Consider the following 12,931-nt stretch of genomic DNA (forward strand, 5'->3'; position numbering starts at 1 on the left):
TATGAAAGCCGCAATTTATGTCCTGTAAGCTGCATTAATTCTGACGTAATCATAAGTAAGATCACAGCCCCAAGCGGTAGCTGACCCCTTACCATTCTGAAGATCTACGCTAATAACAACCGTATCCCCTTTAAGATAGGCGAGTGCTTCCTCTTCGTCAAAAGCGATGGGTCTTGAACCCATAAGTACAGGTATAGTTCCCAGCTTTATATCAACCGTCTCTGGATTGACAGGTTCTCCTGCACGCCCCACCGCGGCAATAATTCGTCCCCAGTTCGCATCTGCACCAAAAACAGCCGACTTTACAAGACTGGATCCTACTATGGTCTTGGCAATCGTTCTAGCAGATAGATCACTGATGGCACCTGTGACTTCAACTTCCACAAGTCTGGTCGCTCCCTCTCCATCCCTTGCAATGGCCTGAGCAAGAATCTCGCAGACATGACGAAGTGCTGCCGCAAAGCTCTCCCAATCTGGATGCTGTGGCCCAAGTTCCCGATTCTCAGCGAGACCACTAGCCATCACGAGAAGCATATCGTTCGTACTGGTGTCCCCATCCACAGTGATCATATTAAAAGTCACATCAGTCGTCTCCCGAAGTAGCGATTGGAGCGCATCAGGATGAATTTTCGCATCCGTCGTTACAAAGCCTAGCATGGTAGCCATATTCGGATGAATCATGCCTGAGCCCTTGGCTGAACCCGCAATTTTCACTTCCTGATCATCAATCATGAGGGATACGCAGACTTCCTTTTTTACCAGATCTGTGGTGAGAATAGCTTGGGAGAACTGCTCTGATCCTGATCCCCCCGCAGCTAGACTCGCAGGCAACGCCGCAATTCCTGCTGTCACCTTATCCATTTTCAACAATTCACCAATCACACCCGTGGAGGCAACAGCTACTTCGTCCACTTGCACGCCCAGAACATGAGCTGCTTCTGCACGCATTGTATAGGCATCTTCTTCCCCTTGCTTACCTGTGCAAGCATTAGCGTTGCCACTGTTCACGATTACAGCACGAAGGGTATTCCCCTTCGCAAGACTTTCTCTAGTCACTTTAAGAGGTGCTGCTTGAAAAACATTGGTTGTATATACAGCCGCTGCTACAGCAGGTACTTCACATACAATTGCTCCTAAGTCATTTCTAGATGTTTTTTTTAGACCGCAGTGCAGTCCTCCTGCACGAAATCCTTTAGGGGCTGTCACGGATGCACCCTCGATGACCCGAAATAAACTCGCCACTCCCATGTTCTCTTCCGCCTCCGTATTATGGATATACCGGAGCATTACGCAGCCCCAATGTCTCATCCCAACCCATCATTAAATTCATATTCTGAATGGCCTGCCCAGCAGCACCCTTCACCACGTTATCAATAACTGATACAATCGTCACCCGCCCAGTACGGGAATCTACCGAGAAGCCAATATCACAATAGTTCGAACCTAGAACTTCCTTCGTCGCCGGCCATTGCCCTTCTGGGCGAATACGTACAAAGCGGCGTCCCTCATAATATTGTGTGTATAACTCTACAAGTTCCTTTTCTGTGTGGAAACCTGTTAACGTTGCATACATCGTGCTCATAATGCCCCGAGTCATCGGAACCAAATGAGTTGTAAAAGTAACCGTTACAGGTTGCTTTGCGATGCCCGCGAGCGTCTGCTCTATTTCAGGAATATGCTGATGCTTATTGATTTTGTACGCTTTAAAGTTCTCATTTATTTCCGCATAATGTACCGTTAGACTCGTGCCTCTTCCTGCACCGGATACCCCTGATTTTGCATCAATGATGATGGTTGAGGGATCGATCCAACCCGCCGATAAGGCTGGAATTAACCCTAACAAGGAAGCTGTAGAATAACACCCTGGGTTCGAAATCAATGACTGACCGACTACTTCATGCCCATAGATTTCGCTTAATCCATAGACCGCTTTCTCCAATAGATCCGCTTCCGGAGCCGTATGCTTATACCACTCTTCGTAAGTTGCTCCATCCTTCAATCTAAAGTCACCCGATAGATCAATAACTTTGAGTCCTGCCTCAACTAGCTGAGGAACCAGCTTGCTGCTCACACCCGATGGAGTTGCTGTAAATACAAGGTCTGCCTTTTTAGCAATCTCTTGAATATCTACTCCGTCTAAGTTCTGAACTACAATATTCGTTAAATGAGGAAATCCGTCTGTGATCGGTGCACCAGCGCTTGCCGAGGAAATTACAGATACAATCTCCACCTGAGGATGCTCCAACAAAAATCGAATGAGTTCAACCCCTCCATACCCGGTCGAACCCACAATCGCTACCTTAACCTGATGTCCGCTCAAATGTCTCCCTACTTTCTTTCTTCAGAATAAGATTATGCCAGCCGATGTGAAATATGTATTATTATACGATTATGCTAATATAAATACAACGATTATTTGTGCTTATTTCACCATGGCTGTTTCTGAGAAAGTGTTTCTGTTTAAGGAATCCCTTCTGCGTAACCGCTACAAAATTTATAGTCCGTATACATTCTCAACTATCTATAAAACATACTTAGCCCTCAACATATACAAATAAAAAAGGCCGATGCAGGCAATTTCCTGACCGGCCTTTCTATATTATGTGTAGTGCCTAATTTAGGTGCCTATCCTTCGCGTTCCATTAGAGGAAGTGTGGGGAAAAAAGCTGGCACTTAGTTTTGCAATATACGCTACCCTTTGTTTAATGCTTATCTATGTTCTTTTGCCGATGAACCCATCGGTTCACTTGTTCTGGAAGAGCAGCGACTCGTTCTTTGTACTGTGCATCTGTCCATCTGCCATCCTGCCGTTCTTGTTCAAGTTTGGCAGTACGTTCTTTTACAATGAGATCTATGACGCTTTGTACATCTACTTTATGCTCAGTAGCAACCGTGGCAAGGCTTTTGCCTGCATTGAGTTCTGTACGAAGCTGTTCTTGCGTTAGACCTAGTAGTTTGGCCACAGCTTCTGAGGAAAAGAATCTCCCCTCTTTCCGGTGTCCCTTACCATGGTGTTCCTGATTGAGCGGCTCATTCAAAAGCTGAGCGGCTAGCGTTGCCTGCTTGGCCTTATGACTATTGTATTCTTCTACCGTAATTTCACCTGCATCCAGTCGATCCTCTAGATGTTTGTTAAGCCGGGCGACTTCAAGGTCTATGACCTTTTGCGAATCTACATGATGATCGGTTGCAAGTTGAGCTAGAGTCTTCCCTGCTGCGATCTCTTTTTTCAATTCTTCAGTTGTAATACCGAATAATACTGCAAGTTCCTTGGAGTTTTGAGTACGCTCAACATGTCCGCCCTCTTTATGCTTGAATACGGCAAAGAGCTCTGAACCTTTTGCATCGATTACCTGATCTGCTAGAGCGGATAGCTCCGCCTCACTTTTCGCCTCACTAGAATGCTCATCTTCTCGGCTATCTTTTAGTTCTCGGCTGTCTTTTAGAAGAGATACGACCTCCGCTTTTAATGATGCAGTCGTAATGCCTTGAGCCGAAGCAATTTCTTTGAGAGATTCCGTCTTGTGTTTCTCTTCAAACGTCGTTTTGTCCATTTTCAAAAAAGTAATCAGCTTATTTTGCAGCGAATCCAGATGTCTAAGCTTGCTTCCTTTTCCATGTGAATTATCCGTTGTTGAATTTGTAATTTGCGTGTTAGAAGATGCGGCATGTACACTTCCTAATCTGACACCACCCGCACTCGCAGTTATCGCTAATGCAAGTACGCCCATTGCCAAAGCTTTCGTTGATCTTTTCTTTATCATTTGAAGCCCACCTTTCCTCCATTAGCATGTGAAATAGGTTATTACCTTTACCTCTATCAGCTTACCCAGACAACCTGAGTTCATAATGAAAAAAAGATTAAATTTCCATAAAAAAAGGAATCAATCTTCTGGATTGTCCCATTTTTTTGAATACGCATATTTGGTTACCCAGAACGTGGCGCCCATGATTCCTATAGCCACGATAATAATACATCCATACACTAAAGCCACGATGATCCCCCCTATCCTTATGAACTTATTGTAAGAGAGTTTCCTTATTTTTACTAGATGTGAAAACGGAGTTATAGGTGGTATGTAAGAGTATGGTTTCAAAAAAACTTTACACCTATATTTAGACGGAGGTGCTGACTCATTCAATTTAGATAAGACAGTCCACTGTTCTACGCATAAAAAAGAGAACCTTAACGATCGTCAAAGTTCTCTCTAATAAATAACTTGATACTTACATACCCTTACCTCATGTTCACTTCTGCCGTCTAGTTGTGCCGCTTGAACCCTTCTCCTAGCACTTCATGCGCATTTGAAATAATAACGAACGCCGTAGGTTCCAGTTGCTGCACTAAGGTCTTCAGACGTGTAACTTCACTTTGCCCGACTACAACCATGAGTACAGTTCGATCATCCCCGGTATAACCACCTCTAGCCGACAGCTTGGTAAGCCCCCGATCTAGATGGGTAAAGATAGCAGAGGATATTTCTTCCGTACGATCTGCGATAATATAAGCTACTTTAGTATAGTTGAGCCCAAGTTCAACCCCATCAATTATTTTACCCGTAATATACAGCCCAATTAGAGCATACAGAGCTTTCTCCGGAGAAAGAATGAACCCGGCTAAGGTAATTACCAAACCATCCATGAGAACTACGCATGTCGATAGACTTAGACCACTGTATTTTTGAATGATTTGAGCTAAGGTTGAGAAACCTCCTGTTGACCCACGGCCGCGGAAGACGATACCCAGTCCCAACCCCACACCGATTCCACCATACAGGGAAGCTAGTAGTGGATCCGTTGTTGGTACAGGTAATTCCTTAGTTAAATAAACAAACAACGGTAGAATTATAGTCCCCAGCAAAGATCGTATAGCATAGTTACGTCCCAAAAGGAAAAATCCCGCAGCAAATAGCGGAATATTCAGCGCCCACTGAACATAAGCAGGTTCAATGCCAAATAGAGAGTTCACAACGACGGATAGCCCTGAGACCCCGCCCGATGCGATGTGATTAGGAAGCAAAAACATATTAAAAGCTAAGGCGGTAATGAAAGACCCTACTACAATCATCAAACTGTCTAGCGCATGACGACCAGGTCCATGAACTGGAAAATATTCTTGTACTCTTTTTTTGCGGCTAATAGGCTGCATTCCACTACTCCTCTTTACTTCGTTGAAGCATTAGTGACCAAAAAAATTCCCACACAAGGTTAGCTTGTGCAGGAACATTAATTCTATAAGTATTATTCACTTTCCAGCTTAATCTGACTCCGAAGATAACCATCAATGAAAGGATCAATCTCCCCATCCATGACAGCACCTGTATTCCCCGTCTCTACTGAGGTCCTATGATCCTTCACCATACTGTAGGGATGGAATACATAAGAGCGAATCTGGCTACCCCATGCAATCTCTGATTGTTCGCCGCGAATCTCGTCCAGTTGCTTCTTCTGTTCCTCAATCTTCTTCTCATAGAGCTTGGAACGAAGCATAGTCATCGCTTGATCCCGGTTTTTAATCTGGGAGCGTTCATTTTGACAGGTAACTACAATACCCGAAGGTAGATGCGTAATCCGTACCGCAGAATCTGTGGTGTTAATATGTTGTCCACCCGCACCACTAGCACGGTAGGTATCAATCTTCAGATCTTCTGTACGAATCTCTACATCTACATCTTCGGTAATCTCAGGCACCACATCGCAGGATACAAAGGAAGTATGTCGACGTCCCGAAGAGTCGAAAGGAGAAATCCGAACGAGTCGGTGTACCCCTTTCTCCGCTTTAAGATAACCATAGGCATTATATCCTTTGATTAATAAGGTGACACTCTTAATTCCCGCTTCATCTCCTGGCAGATAGTCCATCACTTCTACCTTAAATCCGCGTTTCTCTGCCCAGCGTGTATACATCCGAAGCAGCATTTGGCCCCAGTCCTGAGACTCGGTACCTCCTGCACCCGGGTGCAACTCCAATATCGCATTCAGCTTATCATAAGGCTCACTAAGCAAAAGCTGGAGCTGAAAGTCATCTAGGCTCTTGATTAGACGAGCGACGGAAGCCTCAATCTCTACAAACAGTGATTCGTCCGCTTCTTCCTCAGCTAACTCAATCATAACTACAATATCGTCGTTCTCTGCCTGGAGCTTATTGTACTCATCTACAAAGGACTTGATCGCATTCATGTCCGCAATAAGCTTTTGAGCAGCATCACTATCATCCCAGAAATCGGGGGCTGCCATCTTCTCCTCGTAGTTAGCAATGATCTCTTGCTTATACGTTAAGTCAAAGAGACCCCCTGAGGTTGGATAATTTCTCGGCTATAACACGAAGGTCTTGCTTAATACTCGGATCCATCATAGCTGAAGCCACCTTTTCTACATTGTTACCTTGTTCTTACATATTTCATTGCTAGGAACCTTACTCCCCGTGGCAATGTTTGTATTTCTTGCCGCTACCGCACGGACAGTCGTCATTCCGACCAATTTGTTCGCCGCGCTGCACCGGATGCTTCTCGGCCGGTTCTCCGTTTGTCGAAATCTGGTTCTCTTCGATAACGGTCTGACGTTCCTGATTGCTCTCGATTTGAGCTTTCATAATATACGTAGCGACTTCCTCTTGGATACTCGCTGTCATTGCATTGAACATTTCGAAGCCTTCGAATTGATATTCACGCAGTGGATCGGTACCGCCATAAGCACGCAAGTGAATCCCTTGACGAAGCTGATCCATCGCATCGATATGATCCATCCATTTGCTATCGACTGCACGAAGCACGATAACTTTCTCGAACTCACGAATCATCTCAGATCCGATATGTTCTTCACGTGTATCATATTTCTCCTGCACTTTATTAAAGATGAATTCAGTAATTTCTTCTGGCTCTTTGCCCCACAGTTCATCTTTGGTCAGGCTACCTTCGTCCAGCAACTTATTGTTCACGTATTCTGCCACTTCTTCCAGTTCCCAGTTCTCTGGAATATCATCGCTACAATGCGCTTGAACAACACGGTCGATCACAGGCTTAATCATTTCCATAACAATCTGCTTAATGTTCTCAGACTCGAGAATCTCGCGGCGCTGCTTGTAAATAATCTCACGTTGTTGATTCATAACATCGTCGTATTGAAGAACCACTTTACGTACGTCAAAGTTGTTCCCTTCAACGCGCTTCTGAGCGGATTCAATGGCACGTGTAATCATTTTGCTCTCAATCGGTGAATCTTCATCAAAGCCTAGACGATCCATCATAGCAAGTACATTATCTGCACCAAAACGCTTCATAAGCTCATCGCCTAAGGATAGATAGAACTGCGTGGAACCGGGGTCCCCTTGACGACCCGCACGGCCGCGAAGCTGATTATCGATTCGGCGTGATTCATGACGTTCTGTACCAATGATGTGCAGACCTCCCACATCAGATACTCCATTACCTAGCAAAATGTCCGTTCCGCGTCCCGCCATGTTAGTAGCAATCGTTACAGAACCCGGCTCACCTGCGCGAGAAATAATCTCAGCTTCTTCCGCATGGTATTTGGCATTCAAGACTTTATGTGTAACACCCTTACGTTTTAACATTTCGTGAAGCAACTCGGAGTTCTCGATAGATACTGTACCTACAAGCACCGGTTGATTCGTTGCATGGCGGCTAACGATTTCTTCAACGACAGCTTTGAACTTACCCGCCTCACTTTTGTACACAACATCGGGATTATCCTGACGCTGATTCGGCCGGTTCGTCGGAACTTGAAGGACTTCAAGACCGTAGATTTTCTTGAATTCTTCTTCTTCTGTCTTCGCCGTACCCGTCATCCCACCTAACTTGCGGTACATCCGGAAGTAGTTCTGGAACGTAATCGTTGCAAGCGTCATGCTCTCGTTCTGAACTTCAATGCCTTCTTTAGCTTCAATCGCTTGGTGAAGACCATCCGAGTAACGACGACCCGCCATAAGGCGGCCTGTGAACTCATCTACAATTACCACTTCATCTTCGGTAACGACATAGTCCACATCTCGGCGCATGATCACATTCGCTTTCAAAGCTTGAACAATATGATGATTCATGGTTACATGAGCTTGATCATACAAATTTTCAAGTCCAAAGGCTTTCTCCGCTTTGGATACCCCTTTTTCAGTCAGGGCAACGGATTTGACTTTGATATCCACAGTGTAGTCCTCTTCCGCTTCCAGACGCTTTACAAAGCGATCTGCGGCGTAGTAGAGCTCTGTAGATTTCTGAGCTTGGCCTGAGATAATTAGCGGTGTACGAGCTTCGTCTACAAGAATGGAGTCCACTTCATCAATGATACAGAAATAGAGCGGACGCTGAACCATCTGCTCCTTATACAGCACCATGTTATCGCGCAAATAGTCAAAACCAAACTCATTGTTCGTTCCGTAAGTAACATCGCAGGCATAAGCTTCTTGTTTCTCTTCATGCTGCATCCCACTTAGGTTAATGCCTACAGTCATTCCTAGAAAATTATAGATTTGTCCCATTTCAGCACTATCCCGCTGAGCTAGATAGTCATTCACAGTTACTACATGCACACCTTTACCTGTAAGCGCATTTAAATAAACTGGAAGGGATCCGACCAATGTTTTGCCTTCTCCAGTCTTCATCTCCGCAATTCTACCTTCATGCAGAGCAATGCCGCCAACTAATTGAACATCATAATGACGTTTGCCAAGTACACGCTTGGAAGTTTCCCGCACCGTTGCAAAAGCTTCAGGTAGTAGGTCATCCAGACTTTCGCCTTTTTCCAAACGTTCTCTAAATTCTACAGTTTTATGTTGAAGCTGCTCGTCTGAGAGTTCCACAAATTTGGGTTCCAATGTATTAATCATGTCGACCGTCTTCATAAGACGCTTAACATCACGTTCATTCGTGTCGCCAAATATCTTTTTCACTAGTCCTAGCATGGTTTTCCCCTTTCACGCATAAACAGATGATTTGCCTAAATTGTAACAGTTTGTAGTGCAAGCCGCAACAAGCTGTGCCCTGACTGCGAAAGCCATTTTCTCTATATATGAATAAAGAGCCTTACCCGCAAAGCGGATAAAGCTCAATCTGTACCGTATAGGTTAGTTCAATTCCAATTTAAGTTTGTTCAATGAGTCCGTATTTCCCGTCATTTCGCTTGTATACCACGTTAACCTCTCGTGTATCTACATTTGAAAATACAAAGAATTCATGTCCAACCATGTTCATTTGTAGAATGGCTTCCTCTACATCCATCGGTTTAAAAGTAAAACGCTTCGTACGTACTACTTCCAAATCCTCATCGATGAGAGAATCATCATAATTATCGTCCACGAGCACATTGCCTTCTACAGCCTCTTCTACGAATAAAGTCTTCAAGCTGCCTTCTTGGCGGAATTTACGGTTTACTTTGGTCTTATGCTTGCGAATCTGACGTTCGAGCTTATCCACGACTGCATCAATAGATGCATACATGTCGTCACTCTTATCTTCCGCCCGGAGCATAAATCCTGTAAGTGGAATAGTAACCTCCACGGTGTGCAGTCCTCGAATCGCGTTCAGCGTTACGAACCCGTCTGAGGTGGGAGGTGCATCAAAGTACTTTTCAAGTCGGCTGAGTTTCTTGTCCACATAATCATGCAAGGCATCAGTCACGTCAATATGTTGTCCACGAATACTATAATTCATTGGGCACTCCTCCTTTGCCACTTTAGTATACCATATGTAAGCGCTGAGTTAAAATGTCTTGGTCGTGTAAAGGCGATTTATAAGGGAAAATGTGAATTTTTTGGGAAGTGTGTTTGGAGCAAAATTAACTGGTTAAATCATAGAGTTATACACTTATCATATAACTTGAAAACAAATTACTAAGAGATCAACTTAAGAGATCGAAAAGTAATCAAAAACAAGATAACAGATTGATAATAGATTGAATAGATTGAATAAATTGATAAGAAATTAATAACAGACCAATATTGATCAGAATAAACAAGAGACAGTTCAAACCTAATCAAAAAAGACCCTGGAATATTCCAGAGTCTGTTGCTAGCGAATTCCATGGTTAACCATCGTTACCGAATTATATGGGTCGGCAAGAGCCGGGATGATTATAGCTTGGTTACGTTAGCGGCTTGTGGTCCGCGTGCACCTTCTACGATATCGAATTCTACGCCTTGACCTTCTTCAAGCGTCTTAAATCCTTCAGTCTGAATTGCGGAGAAATGAACGAAAACATCTCCTCCATCTTCAGTCTCGATGAAACCATAACCCTTCTCAGCATTGAACCATTTAACTTTACCTTGCATGCCCTAACATTCCCTTCTTCGTCAAATAAAAGTGTGAGTGTACCTCACATTTCCGAATATACCATCCATAATTGAAGGGTGTCAATCGGAGAAAATGTAATATTTTGTTGCTTCATTTGTCTGATTTTGACATAATTCCCCCAGCTGTAATTCGACAAAAAAAGAGCCTCAGTGAGAGGCTCCTTCTGGAGGTTTGAATTTCATATTTCGCTTTAAACTAACCCTAAACTAACTTCGAAAAAACTGGATGCTCCTTATGCTGACTGGTTTTACTTTATAAAAATATAGTTATTTTACAAAAACTATTTTATTCTCTGCGATCCATGAGCATGCTATCGGGGGAATACGCAGCCTCATATGCATTACGTTGTGTTTTGGCTTGTCCACGGTTTTGAAGCCAATTTGAAGCTTCGTCCTTCAGCGTAGACATCCGATTAAGGATAAGAGAATCTTGCTCCACGATCTGATTCAAGCGTTCTACTTGGTCTGGAGTATATGGAGCCTCCTGTTTTAAGAAAGTGATTTCGCCTATAATCTGCTGACGTCTTTCCAAAAAAGCTTCTAAATCTTCTGATGATATATGTTGAAGGTGGCTAACTAGGGTTTCCGTTAACTCTTCCAACTTCGAGATTGCATTATCCATGCAACGTCTCTGAATTCTGACCTTGTCTAGCAACGATAAGTTTCGCTGCCTGGGCGAAAGTCTCCCTGAGGTCTGCTAGATATCCAAGCGCCTCGGTTGCAGGTTCTGTAGTTTTCTTGATGTTCGCTTCGACTAGCAGATGATTAATGTAATCGTACATGGAGGCGAGACCCTCAGATACATCATAGGATCTATCCAAAGAGGCGATTAACTCACCCACAATACTCTGAGCTTTTCCCAAATTGAGATTGGCTTTCCCAATATCTTTGCTTTGCAAGCCCTCAATCCCTAAGCGAATGAACCGGATCGCACCATCATAAAGCTTGAGCAACAATTGCCCGGGTGTTGACGTTTGAACGGATGACTGACGGTATTTTTCGTAAGGAGATGTAATCAAGTGCCTTCATCCTTTGCTTTTTAAAATCTGTTACGACGTACTTCCGAAGAGACTGGACGACTGAGATTGCAACTTGTTCATAGCAGTTTCCATAGCTGAGAATTGTTTGTAATAGCGCGTCTCAGCATCGTTAAGACGAGTAGTCATTGCAGCGATACGAGATGTATAGTCTTTTAAGGCTTTACCCATAACACTTTCACTTTTGAATGCACTGCTAAGATCCCCACTGAACTTATTCGTACCTGCCCGGTCTGAGAACTTCTTCATGGTTTCTGTCATTGCAGTGTTTAACTTGTTGAATATACCGCTACCTTGAAATACCTCTGTTGCCTGTTGAGGATTACTTTGTAGGGCTAATTTCAGCTTATCTTCATCAATATAAAGCTTTCCGCCCTCGTAATATTGCCCAGTAGTAATTCCCATTGAACTCAAGGGTCCTAGACTCTCATTGATAATTGAACGCATTGATGAAATAGTTCCTTTAAGTATATCATCGTTCTTAAGTAACCCGCTTTTAGCTTTAGCTTCCCAAGATGTAATTTCACTTTCCTTCATACTGGATCTCTGTTCATCCGTCAATGGAGAGAAATCACGATATTTCTCTTCATCCACCTTGGTATTCATAGTTTTCAGCAAGTCATTATAGTTTTGAACGAATGCTTTAATTGTATCTACTGCTTTGGTTGGATCGACTGTGGTAGCAATGGAGGTCGGACTACCCTTTGATTCCTTTAACAAGGTAATGGTTATACCGTTCACCGCCACTGTATTGTTCTTGGAATTGAACGTTACCGGGGTTGATGATGTACCATCTGAATTTAGCGTACTCACTTCAACTACTGAACCTTTAGCTGAGTTATTTTTACCTGATAGATTAGGATCGACATTCAAAAGTTGTAACATGGTAACATTCTTGGTTGGTGTACCTGTATAACTTTCAGATATGGCTATGTCAGTACTTCCAAAATCTTTGGCAGTGAAGGAAAATTCTCCACTAATCTCATTAAAGGAGGCAATTACCCCTGCTTGTGAGCTATTGATCTTACTAATTACAGTAGTAATAGAATCTGTACTGGCGAATTTCAAATCCGTTTTATTAATAGTTAACTGGAATTCTTCTGGCATATCAACGGCTGGTGGGGGAGTAGATACCTTATAAGCGCTTAATCCCGCTAAAGTAGTCGATAGGGAGGCGGTTTTTACTGGCGTAACTACCGCACCATTAGCATCTTTAACTTCAGCTGCTTCCATCTTGCCCTGTGGCTGTATATTAGCCTTGGTTGCCAATTGGGTTACGTTAACTGTCATCGACGCACCCGTTGCTCCTGCTGTTGCATCAGCCTTTATGGCATCGGTATTTCCTGTTAACACAGCTTGCCGAGTAGACATTGAAATAGACTTACCGAATGTATCTGTTAGCTTGTTCTGTTTGAAATCAAATATCTTACTGTTCAGCTCACGGTAGCTGTCACGTTGCCAGGAAAGGTATGTTTTCTGTTGATTAAGCTTGTCCAGAGGAATTCGCTTAGCTGTCATTAACTGCTTGACCATGCTGTCTACATCCATACCTGAAAATCCGTTAACTCGTAGTGTCATATCACTTGATTCC

Annotated in this window: 11 protein-coding genes; all 11 read right to left on the minus strand. The window is 43.5% G+C overall.

Annotation, left to right across the window (positions count from 1 at the left end; translation table 11 throughout):
- Positions 1 to 15: 15 nt before the first annotated feature.
- Entirely contained in the window at positions 16 to 1,248 is a 1,233-nt protein-coding gene (gene argJ, locus J2Z69_RS13735) for a bifunctional glutamate N-acetyltransferase/amino-acid acetyltransferase ArgJ (RefSeq protein WP_209864340.1), read from the minus strand.
- Positions 1,249 to 1,267: 19 nt separating this feature from the next.
- Positions 1,268 to 2,320: an N-acetyl-gamma-glutamyl-phosphate reductase gene (argC, locus tag J2Z69_RS13740; RefSeq protein ID WP_209863695.1), complete on the minus strand. Its 1,053-nt coding sequence runs from the start codon at positions 2,318 to 2,320 to the stop codon at positions 1,268 to 1,270.
- 382 nt (positions 2,321 to 2,702) lie between these two features.
- Positions 2,703 to 3,764 carry a hypothetical protein gene (locus tag J2Z69_RS13745; RefSeq protein WP_209863697.1) on the minus strand — a complete coding sequence of 354 codons (1,062 nt, stop codon included), beginning with the start codon at positions 3,762 to 3,764 and terminating at the stop codon, positions 2,703 to 2,705.
- 497 nt (positions 3,765 to 4,261) lie between these two features.
- A complete protein-coding gene (locus J2Z69_RS13750; protein ID WP_209863700.1) occupies positions 4,262 to 5,149 on the minus strand; it encodes a YitT family protein in 888 nt (295 codons plus the stop codon).
- Positions 5,150 to 5,241: 92 nt separating this feature from the next.
- A protein-coding gene (prfB, locus tag J2Z69_RS13755) for a peptide chain release factor 2 (RefSeq protein ID WP_209863703.1) occupies positions 5,242 to 6,355 on the minus strand; the annotation gives its coding sequence in 2 pieces (ribosomal slippage) (positions 5,242 to 6,282 and positions 6,284 to 6,355; 1,113 coding nt in all).
- Positions 6,356 to 6,415: 60 nt separating this feature from the next.
- Positions 6,416 to 8,917: a preprotein translocase subunit SecA gene (gene secA / locus J2Z69_RS13760; protein WP_209863707.1), complete on the minus strand. Its 2,502-nt coding sequence runs from the start codon at positions 8,915 to 8,917 to the stop codon at positions 6,416 to 6,418.
- 178 nt (positions 8,918 to 9,095) lie between these two features.
- On the minus strand, positions 9,096 to 9,665 hold the full coding sequence (hpf, locus tag J2Z69_RS13765) for a ribosome hibernation-promoting factor, HPF/YfiA family (RefSeq protein WP_209863709.1): 570 nt from the start codon (positions 9,663 to 9,665) through the stop codon (positions 9,096 to 9,098).
- 419 nt (positions 9,666 to 10,084) lie between these two features.
- The gene (locus tag J2Z69_RS13770; protein ID WP_209863711.1) at positions 10,085 to 10,282 is read right to left on the minus strand and encodes a cold shock domain-containing protein; all 198 of its coding nucleotides are present in this window, start codon (positions 10,280 to 10,282) and stop codon (positions 10,085 to 10,087) included.
- Positions 10,283 to 10,589: 307 nt separating this feature from the next.
- The gene (gene fliT / locus J2Z69_RS13775; RefSeq protein WP_209863714.1) at positions 10,590 to 10,925 is read right to left on the minus strand and encodes a flagellar protein FliT; all 336 of its coding nucleotides are present in this window, start codon (positions 10,923 to 10,925) and stop codon (positions 10,590 to 10,592) included.
- Positions 10,918 to 11,322 (minus strand): flagellar export chaperone FliS, encoded by a 405-nt coding sequence (fliS, locus tag J2Z69_RS13780; RefSeq protein WP_209863717.1) that lies wholly within the window; start codon positions 11,320 to 11,322, stop codon positions 10,918 to 10,920. The genes fliT and fliS overlap by 8 nt, the downstream gene beginning before the upstream one ends.
- Before the next feature lie 30 nt (positions 11,323 to 11,352).
- The gene (fliD, locus tag J2Z69_RS13785; protein ID WP_209863719.1) at positions 11,353 to 12,918 is read right to left on the minus strand and encodes a flagellar filament capping protein FliD; all 1,566 of its coding nucleotides are present in this window, start codon (positions 12,916 to 12,918) and stop codon (positions 11,353 to 11,355) included.
- Between the last annotated feature and the right edge of the window lie 13 nt (positions 12,919 to 12,931).

It is taken from the genome of Paenibacillus shirakamiensis (genome assembly GCF_017874255.1).
Classification (GTDB): Bacteria; Bacillota; Bacilli; order Paenibacillales; family Paenibacillaceae; genus Fontibacillus; species Fontibacillus shirakamiensis.